The organism is Bifidobacterium biavatii DSM 23969 (assembly GCF_000741165.1).
GTDB lineage: Bacteria > Actinomycetota > Actinomycetes > Actinomycetales > Bifidobacteriaceae > Bifidobacterium > Bifidobacterium biavatii.
The window spans coordinates 52,483-71,319 of sequence record NZ_JGYN01000001.1 but is presented as its reverse complement, the minus strand read 5'-3'; the positions used below and the strand labels follow the sequence as shown (position 1 = coordinate 71,319).

General features: G+C 64.3%; 14 protein-coding genes and 1 pseudogene. 11 read left to right on the top strand and 4 right to left on the bottom strand.

The features are described from left to right. Positions 1-162: 162 nt before the first annotated feature. The 8 genes and pseudogenes from BBIA_RS00270 (at position 163) to BBIA_RS00235 (ending at position 8,432) form a co-directional block, all read left to right on the top strand. Complete coding sequence (locus BBIA_RS00270; protein WP_033495161.1) at positions 163-1,638, top strand: glycine--tRNA ligase; 1,476 nt, start codon at positions 163-165, stop codon at positions 1,636-1,638. A gap of 173 nt (positions 1,639-1,811) precedes the next feature. Beyond that, on the top strand, positions 1,812-3,065 hold the full coding sequence (gene dusB, locus BBIA_RS00265; protein ID WP_081891736.1) for a tRNA dihydrouridine synthase DusB: 1,254 nt from the start codon (positions 1,812-1,814) through the stop codon (positions 3,063-3,065). 121 nt (positions 3,066-3,186) lie between these two features. Beyond that, positions 3,187-4,562: pseudogene (gene ftsZ, locus BBIA_RS00260) on the top strand (cell division protein FtsZ). 26 nt (positions 4,563-4,588) lie between these two features. After that, a complete protein-coding gene (locus tag BBIA_RS00255; RefSeq protein WP_033495159.1) occupies positions 4,589-5,080 on the top strand; it encodes a cell division protein SepF in 492 nt (163 codons plus the stop codon). 81 nt (positions 5,081-5,161) lie between these two features. Then, on the top strand, positions 5,162-5,443 hold the full coding sequence (locus BBIA_RS00250) for a YggT family protein (RefSeq protein WP_033495158.1): 282 nt from the start codon (positions 5,162-5,164) through the stop codon (positions 5,441-5,443). A gap of 117 nt (positions 5,444-5,560) precedes the next feature. Then, complete coding sequence (locus BBIA_RS00245) at positions 5,561-6,889, top strand: DivIVA domain-containing protein (RefSeq protein ID WP_033495152.1); 1,329 nt, start codon at positions 5,561-5,563, stop codon at positions 6,887-6,889. Between the two features lie 20 nt (positions 6,890-6,909). Then, on the top strand, positions 6,910-7,500 hold the full coding sequence (locus BBIA_RS00240) for a signal peptidase II (protein ID WP_033495150.1): 591 nt from the start codon (positions 6,910-6,912) through the stop codon (positions 7,498-7,500). Continuing rightward, the gene (locus BBIA_RS00235; protein WP_033495148.1) at positions 7,497-8,432 is read left to right on the top strand and encodes an RluA family pseudouridine synthase; all 936 of its coding nucleotides are present in this window, start codon (positions 7,497-7,499) and stop codon (positions 8,430-8,432) included. The genes BBIA_RS00240 and BBIA_RS00235 overlap by 4 nt, the downstream gene beginning before the upstream one ends. A 69-nt stretch (positions 8,433-8,501) precedes the next feature. Here the strand turns inward: BBIA_RS00235 and BBIA_RS00230 are convergent, their stop codons facing one another. Then, positions 8,502-9,083: a hypothetical protein gene (locus BBIA_RS00230; RefSeq protein WP_156103651.1), complete on the bottom strand. Its 582-nt coding sequence runs from the start codon at positions 9,081-9,083 to the stop codon at positions 8,502-8,504. A 235-nt stretch (positions 9,084-9,318) separates the two neighbouring features. Here BBIA_RS00230 and dnaE point away from each other — a divergent pair, with 235 nt between their 5' ends. Then, on the top strand, positions 9,319-12,906 hold the full coding sequence (gene dnaE / locus BBIA_RS00225) for a DNA polymerase III subunit alpha (RefSeq protein WP_033495195.1): 3,588 nt from the start codon (positions 9,319-9,321) through the stop codon (positions 12,904-12,906). Between the two features lie 201 nt (positions 12,907-13,107). Next, a complete protein-coding gene (locus BBIA_RS00220) occupies positions 13,108-14,019 on the top strand; it encodes an aldo/keto reductase (RefSeq protein WP_420796668.1) in 912 nt (303 codons plus the stop codon). Positions 14,020-14,117: 98 nt separating this feature from the next. Here BBIA_RS00220 and BBIA_RS00215 read toward each other — a convergent pair whose 3' ends face one another. Together BBIA_RS00215 and BBIA_RS00210 are read right to left on the bottom strand one after the other, a co-directional pair. Further along, positions 14,118-15,461 carry a metal-dependent hydrolase family protein gene (locus tag BBIA_RS00215; RefSeq protein ID WP_033495143.1) on the bottom strand — a complete coding sequence of 448 codons (1,344 nt, stop codon included), beginning with the start codon at positions 15,459-15,461 and terminating at the stop codon, positions 14,118-14,120. A gap of 46 nt (positions 15,462-15,507) precedes the next feature. After that, positions 15,508-15,813 carry a YhbY family RNA-binding protein gene (locus BBIA_RS00210; RefSeq protein ID WP_033495141.1) on the bottom strand — a complete coding sequence of 102 codons (306 nt, stop codon included), beginning with the start codon at positions 15,811-15,813 and terminating at the stop codon, positions 15,508-15,510. A 254-nt stretch (positions 15,814-16,067) separates the two neighbouring features. On the opposite strand from BBIA_RS00210, the gene BBIA_RS00205 reads away from it, so the two are divergent. Then, entirely contained in the window at positions 16,068-17,945 is a 1,878-nt protein-coding gene (locus tag BBIA_RS00205; protein WP_033495139.1) for an oleate hydratase, read from the top strand. A gap of 375 nt (positions 17,946-18,320) precedes the next feature. On the opposite strand, the gene BBIA_RS00200 is transcribed toward BBIA_RS00205, so the two are convergent. After that, complete coding sequence (locus BBIA_RS00200; RefSeq protein WP_033495137.1) at positions 18,321-18,836, bottom strand: Lrp/AsnC family transcriptional regulator; 516 nt, start codon at positions 18,834-18,836, stop codon at positions 18,321-18,323. Position 18,837 lies beyond the last annotated feature (1 nt).

The window sequence follows — 18,837 nt, the reverse complement described above, 5'->3', positions numbered from 1 at the left end:
CGTGTCGAAATGGCAAAACTCCGCCCCGAAGATCTGGCGTGTCGCCAAAGGCCTGTGGTAAAGCCTTGCTCTTTATTCTCTGTGCGTTACCCGTGTCACGCTGTGCCGATAGACTCGGGAACGCTAACTAGTCCCCAAACCGTTCAAACCAGAAGGTGCATTGTGGCTGTATCCAAACTCGATGAAGTCGTGTCCCTCGCGAAGCGTCGCGGGTTCGTGTTCCCTGCCGGTGAAATCTACGGCGGCACCCGTTCCGCGTGGGATTACGGTCCGCTCGGCGTCGCGCTGAAGGACAACATCAAGCGCGAATGGTGGCGTTCCATGGTCGTCACCCGCGGCGACGTGGTGGGCGTGGATACGTCCATTATCCTGCCGACCCCGGTGTGGGTCGCTTCCGGTCACGTGGCCGTGTTCAACGACCCGCTGGTCGAGTGCCTCAACTGCCACAAGCGCAACCGCGCCGACAAGCTCGAGGAATCCTACGCCGAGAAGCACGGCGACAAGCTGCCGGAGAACGGTATGGCCGACATCGTGTGCCCCGACTGCGGCACCCGCGGCAAGTGGACCGAACCGCGTGACTTCAACATGATGCTGCGCACGCACCTTGGCCCGGTCGAGGACGAGAACAGCCTGCACTACCTGCGCCCGGAGACCGCGCAGGGCATCTTCGTGGACTTCAAGAACGTGATGACCTCGTCGCGTTCCAAGCCGCCGTTCGGCATCGCCAACATGGGCAAGTCGTTCCGTAACGAGATCACGCCGGGCAACTTCATCTTCCGCACCCGCGAGTTCGAGCAGATGGAGATGGAGTTCTTCGTCGAGCCGGGCACCGACGAGGACTGGCACCAGTACTGGATCGACGCGCGCACCCAGTGGTACCTCGATCTTGGCGTCAAGCCGGAGAACCTGCGCCACTACGAGCATCCGAAGGAGAAGCTCGCCCACTATTCGAAGCGCACCGTCGACATCGAATACAAGTTCGGCTTCCAGGGCTCCGACTGGGGTGAGCTCGAGGGCGTCGCGAACCGCACCGACTTCGACCTGTCCGCGCACGCGAAGCACTCCGGCGAGGATCTGAGCTACTTCAACCAGGCCACCGGCGAAAAGTACGTGCCGTACGTCATTGAGCCGGCCGCCGGCCTGACCCGCTCGCTCATGTGCTTCCTCGTGGACGCGTATGACGTGGACGAGGCGCCGAACACCAAGGGCGGCGTCGACAAGCGCACCGTCCTGCGTCTCGACCCGCGCCTGGCCCCGATCAAGGCCGCCGTGCTGCCGCTGAGCAAGAAGCCCGAGCTGCAGACCGTCGCGCAGAACCTCGCGTCCGACCTGCGTCAGCACGAGTGGATGATCGACTACGACGAAGCCGGTGCGATCGGTCGCCGCTACCGCCGCGAGGACGAGATCGGCACCCCGCTGTGCATCACCGTCGACTTCGACACGCTCGACGATCAGGCCGTGACGATCCGCGACCGCGACACGATGAACCAGGAGCGTATCTCGCTCGACAAGGTCGCCGAATACGTCGATGCGCGCATCGGCGAGAAGCGCACGCACGTGCCGCAGAAGCCGGTGTCCATGGGCGGCGACCCGTGGCCGGACTCCGTGAAGATCAACGAGGCTGGCGGCCTGTACTGATATCCGCCGAGAGCCGCTGACGGCCATGCCGTCGATTTGCCCGGGAGGGGAAGATCGGCGGCCGCAGGCCGATTGAGGGGAGCAAAGGCGACGAACCTTCTGCTCCCCTCAATCATGCCTTGCACGACCTCTCCCTCGACCGGGGGAGCCATGAACGTAGGGGAAGACTGTTCGTGACGAAATCCAATGATGATGAAACCGTGATCAGCGCACGGCACGAGACCGACAACCTCGACCCGCGCACGGACGCGCCGGCGCTCGATGCTTCGGCCGAGCCGGTGACGATCGCGCCGGTGAAGTTCGGCCCGATCACCGTGCCCACGCCGGTCGTGCTTTCGCCGATGGCCGGTGTGACCAACTGGCCGTTCCGTGTGATCTGTGAGGAATACGGCCCGGACGGCCTGTACGTGGCCGAAATGATTACGGCCCGCGCGCTGGTTGCCCGCAACCCGAAGGCGCTGCGCCTGTGCCGGTTCGCGCCGAGCGAGAAGATCCGCTCGCTGCAGCTGTACGGCGTCAACCCGGCTATCGTCGAACAGGCTGCGCACATCGTCGTCGACGAGCATATGGCCGATCACGTCGACCTCAACTTCGGCTGCCCGGTGCCCAAGGTGACCCGCCGCGGCGGCGGCTCGGCCCTGCCGTGGAAAACCGATCTGTTCCGCGAGATCATCCAACGCGTCGTGCGCGTGTGCGGTGAGGCAGATATTCCCGTCACAGCGAAGATCCGCGTCGGCATCGATCATGACCACGAGACGTTCATGGAGGCCGGCCGTATCGCGCAGGAGGAGGGCTGCGCGGCCGTGACGCTGCACGCGCGTACCACGGCTGAATACTACGGCGGCCACTCCGACTGGAGCCGTATCGGTGAGCTGGTCGAGGCGCTCGACATTCCCGTGTTCGGCAACGGCGACATCTGGGGTGCGGACGACGCGCTTGAAATGGTGCGTGAGACCGGCTGTGCGGGAGTCGCGATCGGCCGCGGCTGCCAGGGACGGCCGTGGCTGTTCGCCGACATCAAGAACGCGTTCGCGGGGGATCCGACGCGCGTCAACCCGACGCTCGGCGACGTGTGCCGCGTGATCGAACGTCATGCCGAACTGCTCGTCGAATTCTACGACGGCGACGAGCGCATGGCCGTGCATGATCTGCGCAAGCATGTTGCGTGGTATCTCAAGGGTTTCCCGGTGGGCGGATCGACCCGCAAGGCGTTCATGGAATGTGAAAATCTTGAGGATGTTCGCCGTGAGATCGGCAAACTCGACCCCGCGATGACGTTCCCGGAACGGGTCAAGGACAGGCCCCGAGGCCGCGTGCGCTTCGCGAAAAAGGTACATCTGCCTTACGGTTGGCTGGATTCGCGTGAAACGACACACGAGCAGCGTAAAACACTGTTCGGCGACGACCCGATGGACGCCAGCTACTAGGCAACGGGACAAAGTTCGTGCCACGGTGCGAAACGCCGTGGCAAACCATGAAACATGCCCTGAAATATCAGGGGTTCTGCGATAGAGTTATGCGTAACCGTGTGAGTGACAGGAGACAATGGTGAGCGAAATCGCCCAGACTGAGCAGTTCAACGACAAAACCAACATCAAGGTCGTTGGCGTCGGCGGAGCAGGCGGCAACGCCGTCAACCGCATGATCGCCGAAGGACTGCAGAACGTTGAGTTCGTCGCAGTGAACACCGACGCGAAGGATTTGCTGCGTTCGGACGCCGACGTGAAGATTTCCCTTTCCGACAACACCAGCCGTGGCCTCGGCGCCGGCGCGACCCGGAGAAGGGCGCGAAGGCCGCGCAGGACCACCAGTCCGACATCGAGGAGGCGCTCAAGGGCGCCGACATGGTGTTCGTGACCTGCGGCGAAGGCGGCGGCACCGGCACCGGCGCCAGCCCGATCGTCGCGAAGGCCGCGCACCAGCAGGGTGCGCTCACCATCGCCGTCGTCACCCGCCCGTTCTCCTTCGAAGGCCCGCAGCGCTCCTCGTCCGCCGCGCTCGGCATCGAGAACCTGCGCAAGGAAGTCGACGCGCTCATCGTCATTCCGAACGACCGCCTGCTTGAGCTGTCCGACCGCACCATCGGCATCGTCGACGCGTTCAAGACCGCCGACACCGCGCTGCTCGCGGGTGTGCAGGGCATCACCGACCTGATCACGATGCAGTCCTACATCCACGTCGACTTCTCCGACGTCACCGCCATCCTGCGCGGCGCCGGCACCGCGCTATTCGGCATCGGCTCGGCGCGGGGGGAGGACCGCGCCACCCAGGCCGCGGAAATCGCCATCAGCTCGCCGCTGCTTGAGGAAAGCATCGAAGGCGCGCACGGCGCGCTGGTCAACATCGCCGGCCCGACCGACCTCGGCCTGCAGGAGGCCGCGTCCGCCGTCGAGCTCGTGCGCAAGGCCATCCACCCCGAAGCGCAGATCATTTGGGGTCTCGCGCTCAACGACGCCTACGGCGACGAAGTGCGCGTCACCGTCATCGCTGCCGGCTTCGACCCGAAGTCCAAGGCTCCGGTGGCTGAGGAACCGGCCAAGTCCAAGGGACCGACCATCCTCACATCCCCGAACCCGGCCGTCAAGCCGGCCCAGCAGCATGCTGCCCCGGCTGCGACGTCCCGTCCGTTCTTCGCCGCCCAGCCGGCGCAGCAGCCGACCCAGCCGGTCCAGCCGCAGTCGACGAATCCGCAGCCTGCCCAGACTGCGCCCGTCCAGCAACCGGTTTCGCAGCCGACGCCGATCATTCCGTCGGTCCAGCCGGTCCAGCCGGCGCAGCAGCCCGTCCAGCAACAGCCGCAGCAGGCCCAGCCGTTCCAGTACGTGCCGCAGCAGCCCCAGCCGCGTTACGATGACACGTACGAGCATCAGATCGTCTCGCCCAACGATCCGGGCGATCTCGACATCCCGGACTTCCTGCGCTGAACCCGCACTGACCGAAAGGAACTGTCATGGCAGGGTTTATGAAGAACGCCATGTCCTACTTGGGCATGACCGACGTGGCCGACGACGAGGACCAGTACGACGACGAGCCGGACACCGACTCCTCGTCCTTTGATTCCGACCATTCCGTGACGCCGATGGGTTCTGCCCCGGCATCTACGCCCGCTCCGGTCAGCACGCCGTCGGCATCGGCGCGCGAATCGAATCCGTTCCAGAGCCGGGTCAGCCGCATCACCACCATCCACCCGAAAACGTACGACGACGCACAGCTCGTCGGTCGTGCACTGCGTGACGGCGTGCCGGTGGTGCTCAACTTGACCGGCGTGGCCGAACCGATCGCCTACCGCATCGTGGACTTTTCCGCAGGCGTCGTCTTCGGCGTGCGCGGTTCCATCGAACGCGTCACACCGCGCGTGTTCCTGCTCAGCCCGGCGCAGGTCAACATCAAGGTCGAGGAGCCGCAGGCCCCGAGCGCGGCGCACGACTTGTTCGCCGACTGACCTGCCGTTCCGGCGTTCGGCCCGCGGCGCATATTCAGCATTTCCCCAGCATGTCCCCAGCCCTGTTGATAGGCTGGGGGCATGCTGTTTCTTATTCTTGCGCGCATCGTCGATTGGCTGATCGGCACCTACATCACGATCCTGTTCATTCGCATGATCCTCGACTGGGCTGCCATGCTCGCCCCGCGCTGGTATCCGACCGGCGTGGTCGCCTCGCTCATCAACGTGGTCTACCAGCTCACCGAACCGCCGCTGCGCTGGCTGCGCCGATACATCCGGCCGATCCCGATGGGCCCCATCTCCTTCGACGTGAGCTTCATCGTGCTGTATTTCGCACTGGTGGTGCTGCAGGTGCTGATCTGACCGGCGAACCGTCCGCAAAACCGCGCGAAACGTGCGTATTGGCACGGGGTCCGTGCTAGCATCGTGTTTTGATACCAACACAGCGAGGCATTGCCCCAAAGCGAGGTGTAGAGATTTATGGCTTTGTTGACTCCGAAGGACATCAGGGAGCATACCTTCCAGACGGTTCGATTCAAGGAAGGCTATGACGTCGACGAGGTCGACGACTTTCTTGATCAGGTGACCGAGACCGTTGAGGCGCTCGGCAAGCAGGCGGTCGCCGCGGGAGCCGCGACCCAGTCGCTCGGCCCGGACGTGACCAACCTGAACAAGAAGATCTCCGAACTGACCGCACAGGTGCAGCAGCTTGAGGATGAGAACGCGAAGCTGAAGTCGGCCGCCGGCAACGCCGCCGGTCAGAGCGATCAGAACGCCAAGGTCGCCGAATCCAAGCTTGCCGAAGCTGAGGAGAGCAACCACGCCCTCGCCGCCCAGAACGAGCAGCTCAAGGGCCAGGTCGACCAGCTCAACAAGCAGATCGACCAGCTCACCGCCCAGGCCGCCAAGGCGTCCGACAACGACGCGCTGGCCGACCAGCTCACCGCCATCCAGCGCGAGCGCGACACCTTCCGCGCCAACAGCGAGGACCTGTCCCGCCAGCTGGCCTCCGCCCAGCAGCAGGTCGTGCAGGCCCAGCAGGCCGCGGCCCAGGTCAAGGAGCTCACCCGCCAGCTCGAAGAGTCCAAGCAGCGCGAGAACCAGCTGCGCGAGCAGGTCTCCAAGGTCGAGCCGAGCACCGAGACCGGCAGCCTGCAGAAGATCGCCGGCGCCGCCGCATCCGCCAGCTCCGAGCCGGAGCGCGCCACCGCCATGCTCGCCCTCGCCATGCAGCTGCACGACCAGTACGTCGACAAGGGCAAGGCCCAGGCCAAGCAGATCACCGAAGCCAGCCAGAACAAGTACAACGAGCTGGTCACCAAGGCCAACGACTACTCCACCCGCACCCGTTCCGAAGCCGACGAATACGGCAAGCGCGTGCACCAGGACGCCGACGCGTACTCCGAGCGCGTGCGCGGCGATGCCGACGGCTATTCTGTCAAGACCCGTCAGGACGCCGACACGTACCTGACCAACAAGCACCAGGAAGCCGACGCCTACGAGGCCGAGGTTCAGCGCCGCGCCGCCGAGCACGAGCAGAAGGTTCACGCCGCCGCCGACGAGTACGACAAGAAGACCCGTACCGCCGCGGAGGAGTACGACAAGAACACCCGCAGCACTGCCGACAGCTACGCCCAGCAGGTGCGCGACACGCTCACCGAGCAGACCAAGGTCATCGAGGGCAACATCCAGGGCCTCAAGCAGTTCGAGAGCGCCTATCGCGCCCGTCTGACCGAGTTCCTGTCCGGCCTCATCGGCCAGGTGTCCGACACGAACAACTACAGCAAGATCGAGCGCTCCGGCGAGTGATCTGAGGCGGATAATCGATTATGACTATTCGACAGGGACGGCCGCGCGCCCGCGTGGCCGTCTTTGCATGTGTGGCGGCCGTGGCGCTCGTGTTCGACCAGCTGACCAAGCTGTGGGCGCAGTCGGCGCTGGCCGACGGCCGCACGGTTCCGATCATTCCGCAACTGCTGTCGCTCACGCTCGTGCATAATCCCGGCGCATCGCTCGGATTCGGCTCGTCGATGACGTGGGTGATCTCGCTGCTTGCCGTGGTCGCGTGCGTGGTGATCGTCGTGTTGGCCGCGCGCACCGTGTCGATGCGATGGAACGCCATGCTCGCGCTGGCGTTCGCGGGCGCGCTCGGCAATCTCATCGACCGCGTCGCCTATGCGGACGGATTCCTGAACGGCAAGGTCGTCGACTTTCTCAACTACGGCTGGTCGGTCGGCAACGTCGCCGACATCTGGCTGATGGTTGCCGGCATCGGCATCGTCGCGCTGATCGTGACAGGCGAACCGTTCTCAAAGGCCGACCTGGTTCGTTCCGACGAAACGGCGGTGCAGTCCGATCCGCAGTCCGGCGCAGAGGAGGACGGAGGGAAGGACGCGTCGAAAGGCGGAGACACGCTATGAGCCGTCTCGTACCCGCCCCCGACGCTTTGGTGGGCAAGCGCTTTGACGTGGCCGTGGCCAAAATGCTCGGCATTTCGCGCGCCAAAGCCGCCGACGTGATCGAAACCGGCCAGGCTCGCGTGCTCGGCCGCGATATCGCCAAGTCCGGTTCGCTGATGTCCGGCGACACGGTCGAGTTTGATCTGGTCGAAGAGCAGGCCGAACCCGAACCGATCGCCACCGACATGGCCATCGTGTACGAGGACGACGACGTGGTCGTCGTCGACAAGCCCGTCGGCGTCGCCGCGCATGCGTCCATCGGCTGGACCGGCCCGACCGTGCTCGGCAGCCTGCTTGACCGCGGTGTGACGATCACCTCGTACGGGGCGCCCGGCCGTCAGGGCATCGTCTCGCGGCTCGACGTCGGCACGTCCGGTCTCATGCTGGTGTGCAAGTCCGATCTCGCGTACGTGGAGATGCGCCGGCAGTTCGCCGAGCACGAGGTGCGCAAAACCTATCATGCGCTTGTGCAGGGCAATCTCAAGGAGGACCGGGCCACCATCGAGGCACCCATCGGCCGCGCGAAGGTGTCTGACTTCCGCTTCTGCGTCACGCCATCCGGCAAGCCCGCGGTCACGCACTGGGACGTGATGGAGCGTTTCGGGGGAGAGGCCACGCTGGTGTCCGTCAACCTTGAAACGGGGCGCACCCACCAGATCCGTGTCCACTTCTCGTCCATCGGGCATCCGCTCGTCGGAGATCCCATGTACGGGGCGAACCCCGTGCTGTCCGCCGAACTGGGTTTGGAACGCCAGTGGCTGCACGCCATGAAACTTGAGTTCCGGCATCCGCGCACCCGCGTGTGGACCACCGTCACATCGCGATACCCCGCCGATCTGGCCCGCGCGCTTGATGCGATGCGCGCGAAGCACGCGTCGGAGGGCGCGAACTGACCGATCTGCCGGTTCCTCGTGCCGAGGAGGACCGGCGTCGGGAGCGCAATGGTCCGGGGCATGCTGGTGCTAGGCACATTGCGGCCTCGTTTCGTCTCGCTGCGGTGCTTGGGGAGCCGTGATCCCACCGCCGGTTCCGCCCTCATTGACGGCACCGTTGCCGGCTGTGTTGCCGTTGCGGTTTGTAACTCCGGGACGTGCATGCCATTGCCGGTGCCGTTCCACCGATGCGGTCATGAGCAGCGTCGCTCCGCCGACCAGGCACACCAGACACCCGAACACGGCTGCGCACACGGACAGTAGCATCAGCACGTTCTCCGGACGGTATTCGCCGCGGTTCAGATACCTCATGCCGCAGTATGCGGATATGCCCAGCAGCACGCCGAACGCGATGAAGGAGACGCCCGTTGCGAGCGTGGTCTCCGGTTTTGGCGCGGCGGTCCGCGGCTGCGTGAGATAGGGGAGTTGCCGGGAATACGGCGGATACTGCGGAGGCATGTCCTGTCGGGGAGGCTGCGGGGCTTGCGGCCGCGAGGATTGCCGGCGCGGTTGAGGCTGAGACGGGGTCTGCGGTCGTGGCTCATGTGCGTCGCGGTCGGAACTGTTCTCCTGTGCGGTGGCGCGCGGCGGGGGACCGGGATCTGGCAACATCGTCGTTTCCTTTCTCGTGCATCACGGGCCTCCCACGCTACGGGACCTCGGTCGGGCCTGTCAATGCAAACTGGCCCTTGTGGTCGAATGGTCGGCACTTATCCACAACGGCTTATCCACAACGGGTTGTCCACATCGGACTCCTACTCCCGCGCGACGAGACCGCCAGCGAGGGACCGTCAACTAACATATGGTCTATGAAACACGGCCAAGGGGATGCGGTATGGTGGAACGCATGGCCGAAACGGGAAAGAGCTTTGTACATCTGCACAATCACACGCACTATTCGCTGCTGGACGGCGCGTCGAAAATCCCGAACCTGGTGAGCCGCGTCAAGGAACTCGGCATGCCGGCCGTCGGCATCACCGACCACGGCAACATGCACGGCGCGTACGAAATGTGGAGCACGGCAGTCAAGGCCGGCGTCAAGCCGATCATCGGCATCGAAGCCTACGTGACGCCGGAAACTGCGCGTCAGGACCCGACCCGAGTCAGCTGGGACACGAACTGGGATCCGAACCTCGACGAAAAGCACCGCCGCCGTAACCCGGACGACGTCTCCGGCGGCGGCGTGATCACCCACCTGACCATGTGGGCGGAAAACGACGAGGGTCTTGTCAACCTCATGAAGGCAAGCTCCGTGGCGAACCTCGAAGGCCGCGTCATGCGCTACCCGCGTATGGACAAGGAAGTACTCGCCACCTACTCCAAGGGTGTGATCGCGTCCTCCGGCTGCCCGTCGGGCATCATCCAGACGCGCCTGCGCCTTGGCCAGTTCGACGAGGCCCTGCGCGCCGCCGGCGAACTGCAGGACATCTTCGGCCGCGACAACTTTTTCATCGAACTCATGGACCACGGTCTCAAGATCGAAACGCAGGTCACCAACGATCTGCTCACCATCGCGAAAAAGCTCAATGCGCCGCTGCTCGCCACGAACGACTCGCACTACGTGCACGAGGCCGACCGCGACGCGCAGGACGCGATGCTGTGCATCAACTCCGGCGACACGCTCGACAACCCCGACCGGTTCAAGTTCGACGGTTCCGGCTACTACATCAAATCCGCCGAGGAGATGCGCGAACTGTTCAAGGACCTGCCGGAGGCGTGCGACAACACGCTCGAAATCGCCGAACGCTGCAACGTCATGTTCGACGACAACGAGGACGGCGCGTTCATGCCACAGTTCGCCTGCCCCGAAGGCTGGGACGAGACCTCGCTGTTTTTGAAAAAGGTCGAGGAGGGCCTCGAGAAGCGCTACGACGGCAACCCGCCGATCGAAGTGCTCAAGCAGGCCGACTACGAATGCGGCGTGATCTGCCAAATGCAGTTCTGCGGCTACTTCCTCGTCGTCGCCGACTACATCAACTGGGCCAAGACACACGGCGTGATGGTCGGCCCCGGCCGAGGCTCCGCCGCAGGCGCGATGGTCGCCTACGCGATGGGCATCACCGAACTCGACCCGTTGAAACACGGCCTGATCTTCGAACGCTTCCTCAACCCGGAGCGCGTCTCCTTGCCGGATATCGACGTCGACTTCGACCCGGACGGCCGCGCCCGCGTCCTCGAATACGTGGCCGACAAGTACGGCCACGACAAGGTCGCTCAGTGCGTGATCTACGGCACGATCAAAACCAAGCAGGCGCTCAAGGACTCCGCGCGCATCATGGGCTACGACTTCTCCATGGGCGACACCGTCACCAAGGCGCTGCCTCCGGCCGAAACCGGCGGCAAGGACATCAGCCTGCACGACATCTTCGACCCGAACGCGAAACGCTACGCCGAGGCGCGCGAATACCGCGAACTGTACGATTCCAACCCGGACGTCAAGCGCATCACCGAAGAGGCCAAGGGCATCGAGGGCCTGATCCGCCAGACCGGCGTGCACGCGTGCGCCACGATCATGGGCTCCGAACCGATCACCGACACGTCGCCGTTGCTCGAACGCGTCGACGGCACGGTCACGACCACGTTCGAATACCACACGTGTGAAACGCTGGGACTGGTCAAAATGGACTTCCTCGGCCTGTCCAACTTGACGATCATCCGCGACACGATACGCAACATCGAACAGAACGGCAAGGGCAAGATCGACCACACGAAAATTCCGCTCGACGACAAGCCGACGTACGACCTGCTCTCGCGCGGTGATACGCTCGGCGTCTTCCAGCTCGATGGCGACGGCATGCGCGCGCTGCTGCGCACGCTCAAGCCGACTAACTTCAACGACATCTCCGCACTCATCGCCCTGTACCGACCGGGCCCGATGTCGATGGAATCGCACACCAACTACGCCAAGCGCAAGAACGGCCTGCAGAAGATCACGCCGATCCACCCCGAGCTCGACGAGCCGTTGAAGCAGGTGCTCGACGAAACGTACGGCCTGATCATCTACCAGGAGCAGGTGCAGTCCGCCGCGCGCATCCTCGCTGGTTACTCGCTCGGCAAGGCCGACGTGCTGCGACGCGCCATGGGCAAGAAGAAGCCCGAAGTGCTGGCCAAGGAGAAGGTGCCGTTCTTCGCAGGCATGAAGAAGCACGGCTATTCCGAGGAGGCCGCCGAGGCGATCTGGGAGATTCTGGTCCCGTTCTCCGGTTACGCGTTCAACAAGGCGCATTCGGCCGCGTACGGTCTGATCTCGTACTGGACCGCATACCTGAAAACCCATTATCCGGTCGAGTTCATGGCCGCCCTGCTGCAGGGTGCGTCCACGAACAAGGACAAGACCGCACTGTATCTGGGCGAAGCGCGCCGCATGGGCATCCAGGTGCTGTCCCCGGACGTCAACGAGTCGGTGTTCGAGTATTCGGCAGTCGGCGACGTCGTGCGCTTCGGCCTCGGCGCGATCCGCAACGTCGGCGAAGCGCCCGTCAAGGACATCATCGCCGAACGCAACGGCCCGCGCGGCAAGTACGTCAACTTCATGGACTTCGTGCGCCGCGTGCCGCTCACCGCGCTCAACCGGCGCATGATCGAATCGCTCATCAAGGCCGGCGCGTTCGACTCGATCGACCCGAACCGCCGCGCCCTGTTCACCATCCACGAGGCGGCCATCGACTCGGTCGTCGGCATCAAGCGCAAGCAGGCGGAAGGCCAGTTCGACCTGTTCTCCGACGATGAGGACGGTGGCATGGAGGCGATGGGCGACGCCGCCGTGAGCGTGCCCGACATCGAGGAATGGGACAAGAAGACCAAACTCAACTTCGAACGCGAAATGCTCGGCCTGTACGTGTCCGACCACCCGCTCTCCGGCATGCAGGCCGTGCTGGCGGGACTACGCGAAATGTCCATCGCGCACCTGATCGACCGGGCCAAGACCATGGGCGACGGCCAGCAGGTCACCATTGCGGGGCTCATTACCGGCGTGGACCGGCGCGTGTCCAAGAAGGGCAACCCGTGGGCGATCGTCACCGTGGAGGACATGGAAAGTAGCATCCAGTGCATGTTCTTCGGCAAGGTGTACGAGGCGGCCATGGCCGATCTGGCCGTCGACCAGATTGTGCAGATTCGCGGCACGGCTGAAGTACGCGACGAAACCGTGTCCATGCGCGCCACCGAAATGCAGGTGCCCACGCTCGAGGCGGCCGACGAGCGCCCGCTGCTCATCACGCTGCCGCAGATGGCGCTCGGCCGCGGCAACGTGAGCCGGCTCGCGCAGGTGCTGCACTCGCACCCCGGCACGTGCGAGGTGCGGCTCGCGGTGATGGACGACGACGGCAACGCGCAGGTGCTCACGTTCGGCGACCGGTTCCGCGTGCGGCGCGACACCGCGCTGTTCGCGGAGATCAAGATCCTGTTTGGTCCCAGCTGCCTGCCGGCCGCGTGACGCGGATCGCCCTACGCGGTCATCACCATGCGGTGGGCCGGGGTGTATCGTGACGGGCATCACACGGCCCGCCCCGATACGCCGCGTCATGCCCGGACGGAAGCGGTATAGCATGGAACCGCATGGCAAATCGGCCATCCAGTGAAGTCCCATACCGATGACACGGCATGGACCAATGACACAGCACGGAAAGGCATGATGATGAGCGAACAGAGTGGTGAAACGAACACGTCGGACGCGGAGCTGCGCGCGCCGGAACTGACGCTGAACGACAAGGCGCATTCGGTGATCCCGCAGATCGGCTTTGGCACGTTCCAGATTCCGCCCGAAGACACGCAGCGCGCGGTCGAGGAGGCGCTCGAGATCGGCTACCGGCACATCGACACGGCGGCCGCCTACTACAACGAGGAACAGGTCGGCGACGCGCTCAAGGCCACGGGCATGGCCGGCAAGGTGTGGGTCACCACCAAGCTGCGCAACTGCGATCAGGGCTACGATGCCGCGATGGTCGCGTTCGAGGAGTCGCGTCGCAAGCTCAAGGTCGACGTGGTCGACATGTACCTGATTCACTGGCCGTTCCCGGCCGCCGGATTCTACAAGGAGACGTGGCGCGCGCTGCTCAAGCTGCGCGACGAGGGCGCGATCCGTGTGCCGGCCGTCAGCAACTTCCTGCCCGAACATCTGCGCGGCGTCATCGACGACTCCGGCGAAACCCCGGCCGTCAATCAGATCGAGGCGCACCCGCGGTTCAGCCAGCCGGGCAATCTCGCGTTCTGCGCGGCGCACGGCATCGTCACCGAAGCATACAGCCCGCTCGGCCATGGCAAGGACATCGAATCCGAGCCGGTCGTCGCCGCGGCCAAGGCGCACGGCGTCACTCCGGCGCAGGTCGTGTTGCGCTGGCACACGCAGGAGGGCCGCATCGTCATCCCCAAGTCCAAGCACGTCGAACGTATGAAGGCGAACCTCGCCAGCGCCTGCTTCGACCTCACTCCGGCCGAACTCGCCGCCATCGACGCGCTCGACGACCCGCACGCGAACGTGAGCGCCGATCCGGCGACCTTCACGCACTCGCAGTCGTGGGCCGACCAGCACGTGCGCGGCAACATCTGAACCGGTGACGATCGCATAAACCGCAAAAACGGTTGTGCATTCTGCGTCCGTATTGCCGAACGCGGGATGCACAACCGTTTTTTGTCTTGGCGAAGAGCCTATTCGTTGAACGCGCGGTCGAGCAGATCGTCGATGTCGTCGAAGCGGTGCACCTTCGGATCGTCGATCACGTGTCCGGCCGCGACCACCATCGCCGGCTGGCGCAGCGCGCGCAGATCGAGCAGCGGATCGGTGTCGAGCACCAGCAGATCGGCGGTTTTGCCGACCTCGATCGCGCCGGTCACGCCGTCCACGCCCAGAATCTCAGCGTTCATGCGCGTGGCTGCGTGGATTGCCTCCGCGGCCGAGAAGCCGGCGCGCTTGACCAGCAGGTCGAGTTCGCGCCACGTGTTGTACTGTGTGACGAACGTCATCGCCGTGTCCGTGCCGACGCCCACGCGAATGCCTTCCTCGTGCGCCTCGTCCGCGCCGGAGATCATGCCGGAGACCACGTTGCGCGAATTCGACAGCTGTACGTCGGTGATGCCGGTGACCGACCGGTCGAGCTCCGTGAGCGGCAGACCGGCCGACAGTGTCGGGATCAGCGCCGACCATCCGCGCAGCGAATGCGGATTATGCCGGAACAGTTCGATCATCTCCGCGTCGAGCGCGCTGCCGTGCTCGATCGTGTCCACGCCGGCGAGCAGCGCGCGTTTGACGCCTTCGGGGCTTTGCGCGTGCGCGGCGACGATCACGCCGGCCTCGTGCGCGGTGTCGCAGATCGCGCGCATCTGCTCGACGCCTATCTGCGGGCTGCCCGCCTCACCGGCCCGCTGCGCGTCCGTGACTCCGCCGGTCGCGGCGATTTTGATCGCGTTCACGCCGTGCTCGAGATTGAGCCGCGTGTTGTTCGCCATGTCGTCCGGCGTGGTGCCGGTCAATGCGATGAGCGGTGCGCCGTGGCCGTCTGGGATCGCCAGCAGCGGTCCGGACGCAAGCATGCGCGGGCCGACGAGTTTGCCCTCGCCGATCCGGTCGCGCAAGTCGACGGCCTCGTATTCGACGTCGCCGAGCGTGCGTATGGTCGTTACGCCGGAGTTGAGCAGCGTCTGCACGCTGGCCTTGGCCCGCGCCTTGAGATATGGCTGGCCGAACGGCGAATGCATGATCGCGGCGGTGACGCGCTGGCCGCGCGGCGTCGCCATCTTCGGGTTGAGCGGCTTGCCGTCGGAGAACAGGTGCGTGTGCGCGTTGATCAGGCCGGGCATGACGAATTGGTCGGTCGCGTCGATGACGCGGCGGCCGTCTCGCACCGGTGCTTGCGCTCTGGGAGCGACCTGTTCGATACGCCCGTCCGCGCTGACGAGGATGGTCATGTCCTCGAGCGTGGTGCCGATCGCGTCTGCGGTGACGATGGTGGCGTGGGTGATGGCGAACGGTTCGCGCGGTGCGATGGCGGCCATGTGCGGTGCTTCCTTATGTGATATGTGTGGTTGCGTGGGGAGCGGATTACTCGCGGACGAGTTGGATGTGCTCGACGTCGTCGCGCTTGGAGCGACGGAAGAGGACGAAACGGTTGCCGATGACCTGCACCACTTCGGCGCCGATCTGGCCGGCGAGCTTCTCCGCGGCTTCCTTGGCGGTCAGGCCGGAGCCGTCCTGGACCGCGATCTTGAGCAGCTCGTGGCTGTCCATCGTCTCGGACGCCTGCTTGACGGCCGCGTCGGTCAGGTCGTTCTTGCCGATGTACAGCAGAGGTTTGAGCTGGTTTGCCATCGCGCGCAGCTGCTTGGTCTGCTTCTTGGTCAGTGCCATGGTGTTCCTTACTGGTCTATTGTGCTTTGCTATATCGCGTATGCGGCGCGCGCCTGCGACGAGCCGGCGGCGTGCATGCGAATGCCTCATACGAGCATACCGGCGCGGGCAGATGAGCGCGCGTGTCCGCCGCCCGCTCTGGATTTTCGACACAACACGGTCTAGTGTCTATAGCGGGAGCCGCATAAATGCGACATCATGTCTAGCAAGACAAAGTTGACACCATGTCAACTCCACCGTCAAGGAGGCGGAACATGTACTACTCCAATGGCAACTACGAAGCGTTCGCCCGCCCGAAGAAGCCCGCCGGCGTCGACGGCAAGTCGGCGTACATCATCGGCACCGGACTCGCGGCCCTCTCCGCGGCCTGCTATCTCGTGCGCGACGCGCAAATGCCCGGCAAGAATATCCATATCTTCGAAAAGGACCCCGTCGCCGGCGGCGCATGCGACGGCGCCGAAATCCCCGGCCTCGGCTACGTGATGCGCGGTGGACGCGAAATGGACAACCACTTCGAAGTCATGTGGGACCTGTTCCGCTCCATCCCGTCCATCGAAACGCCCGGCGTCTCCGTGCTCGACGAATACTACTGGCTCAACAAGGAAGACCCCAACTACTCGCTGTGCCGCGCCACCAAGGACCTCGGCAAGGACGCCGAAACGAACGGCAAGTTCGGGCTCTCCGACAAGGCGTCGATGGAAATCATGAAGCTGTTCTTCATGCCCGACGAGGACCTGTACGACAAGCCGATCACCGACTTCTTCGACGACGAGGTCCTCAACTCCAACTTCTGGATGTACTGGCGTACCATGTTCGCGTTCGAAAACTGGCATTCCGCGCTCGAAATGAAGCTGTACATCAAGCGCTATATCCACCACATCGGAGGCCTGCCGGACTTCTCCGCGCTGCGCTTCACCCGCTACAACCAGTACGAATCCATGATCCTGCCGATGGTCAAGTACCTCGAATCGAACGGCGTGCAATTCCACTACAACACCAAGGTCGACAACGTCGAATTCGCGATCGGTGGGGGAGACGGTCCCAAGCGTGAGCACACCGGCGTCGGCCAAGACACGATCCTCAAAATCCAGGCCACGTCCGGCGTGTTCAAGCGCAACCCGTACTCCACGCTGACCAAGAAAATCGCCGTGCGCATCGACCTCGACCACGAAGGCGACAAGTCGTCCATCGACCTGACCCCCGACGACTACGTGTTCATTACCAACGGCGGCTGTGTCGAAAACTCCACCATGGGCTCGCAGCACGCGCCCGCCCCATGGAACCCCGACATCAAGCCCGGCGGCGGCTGGGACATGTGGCGGCGCATCGCCAAGCAGGATCCGAGCTTCGGCCACCCCGACACGTTCTGCTCCGACCCGCAGGCCACCAAGTGGATGAGCGCCACCGTCACCACGCTCGACAAGGAAATCCCGCCGTACATCCAGCGCATCTGCAAGCGCGACCCGTTCACCGGACACGTCGTCACCGGCGGCATCGTCACCGTCACCGACTCCAACTGGCTCATGAGCTGGACGCTCAACCGCCAGCAGCAGTTCCGCGACCAGCCCAAGGACCAGCTGTGCGTGTGGGTGTACGGACTGTTCCCCGACAAGCCCGGCAACTACGTCAAGAAGCCGATGACCGAATGCACGGGCGAGGAGATCTGCGCCGAATGGCTCTACCACATGGGCGTGCCGACCGACAAGATCGAGGCGCTCGCCAAGAGCCACGCCAACACCGTGCCGGTCATGATGCCGTACATCACCGCGTTCTTCATGCCGCGCGCCGCCGGCGACCGCCCGGACGTCGTGCCGGACGGCGCGGTCAACTTCGCGTTCCTCGGCCAGTTCGCCGAGACTCCTCGCGACACGATCTTCACCACCGAATACTCGATGCGCACCGGCATGGAGGCGGTCTACACGCTGCTCGACGTGGACCGCGGCGTACCGGAGGTGTGGGGCAGCGTTTACGACGTGCGCAATCTCCTCAACGCGACGGTCAAGCTGCGCGACGGCAAGCCGGTCACGGACATGAAGCTCAACTTCGTGGAGCGCGCGGTGCTGGGCAAGATCCTCAAGAAGCTCGATGGCACCGACATCGCCACGCTCCTGCGCGAATACCACGTGATCTGACGGCGATTGATCGCTGATTCAGTTACGTTTTGCTGGTGTCCGGCTGGAGGCCGGCATATACGATGTTCGACACGCTCCGGGCATGCCGACTTCGTCGGCTTCGCAGCTTCGCTGCTCACTTCGCCTACGGGGAGTCCACTGGACTCCCCGTTTAACGGCTCAGCAGCCAAGTCATACGGTCGCACATTGCATATGCCGGCCTCCAGCCTCGTTTGGTACAAGTGTCACTTTTTTGCGATAAACGAGACTTGTTGGATCGGCGTTGCGATATACACAGCTGTGGGGCGGCGTGCATGGTGCTCGACCGTAGGCTTGGCCGAACGGCCTTGAGTGTGTCGAGCATCATGTACGCCGCCCCACAGCCAGACCTTGTGCTTAGCGCACGCCCCAGTCGTAGCGCTGGGATTCGAGGCGCATGTAGGTGAAGAGTTCGGTGCGGGCGATGCCGTCGATCTTGCGGATGTGGCGGTTGACGAGTTCGAGCATGCTTTCGTCGTCCTCGGCGAAGATCTCGGCGAGAATGTCGAAACGGCCGGCCGTGATGATGATGTAGTCGATGTGCGCGATTTCCTTGAGTTCGCTCGCCACGTACTCGATGTCGCCGTCGACCGTGATGCCGACCATCGCCTGCCGGCGGAAGCCCATGTCCATCGGATTGGTGACGGCGACGATCTGCATGATCCCGTCGTCGAGCATGCGCTGCACGCGCAGACGCACGGCCGCCTCCGACAGGCCGATCTCCTTGCCGATCGATACGTATGAACGACGGCCGTCCTCCTGCAATAGCGCGATGATGCGCTTGTTCGTCGCGTCCATGACGGCCGGCTGCGCGTCCTGCGCCGCGCCGTCCGCGTCCGTCCGGTCCGCCCTGCCGGTTCTGATCGTGCCCATG

Bases quoted from the DNA above. Each gene is read 5' to 3' on its own strand.
- BBIA_RS00255 (WP_033495159.1), top strand. From the start codon at position 4,589: ATGGCAGGGTTTATGAAGAACGCCATGTCCTACTTGGGCATGACCGAC.
- BBIA_RS00250 (WP_033495158.1), top strand. From the start codon at position 5,162: ATGCTGTTTCTTATTCTTGCGCGCATCGTCGATTGGCTGATCGGCACC.
- BBIA_RS00245 (WP_033495152.1), top strand. From the start codon at position 5,561: ATGGCTTTGTTGACTCCGAAGGACATCAGGGAGCATACCTTCCAGACG.
- BBIA_RS00240 (WP_033495150.1), top strand. From the start codon at position 6,910: ATGACTATTCGACAGGGACGGCCGCGCGCCCGCGTGGCCGTCTTTGCA.
- BBIA_RS00235 (WP_033495148.1), top strand. From the start codon at position 7,497: ATGAGCCGTCTCGTACCCGCCCCCGACGCTTTGGTGGGCAAGCGCTTT.
- BBIA_RS00230 (WP_156103651.1), bottom strand. From the start codon at position 9,083: ATGTTGCCAGATCCCGGTCCCCCGCCGCGCGCCACCGCACAGGAGAAC.
- dnaE (WP_033495195.1), top strand. From the start codon at position 9,319: ATGGCCGAAACGGGAAAGAGCTTTGTACATCTGCACAATCACACGCAC.
- BBIA_RS00220 (WP_420796668.1), top strand. From the start codon at position 13,108: ATGAGCGAACAGAGTGGTGAAACGAACACGTCGGACGCGGAGCTGCGC.
- BBIA_RS00215 (WP_033495143.1), bottom strand. From the start codon at position 15,461: ATGGCCGCCATCGCACCGCGCGAACCGTTCGCCATCACCCACGCCACC.
- BBIA_RS00210 (WP_033495141.1), bottom strand. From the start codon at position 15,813: ATGGCACTGACCAAGAAGCAGACCAAGCAGCTGCGCGCGATGGCAAAC.
- BBIA_RS00205 (WP_033495139.1), top strand. From the start codon at position 16,068: ATGTACTACTCCAATGGCAACTACGAAGCGTTCGCCCGCCCGAAGAAG.
- BBIA_RS00200 (WP_033495137.1), bottom strand. From the start codon at position 18,836: ATGGGCACGATCAGAACCGGCAGGGCGGACCGGACGGACGCGGACGGC.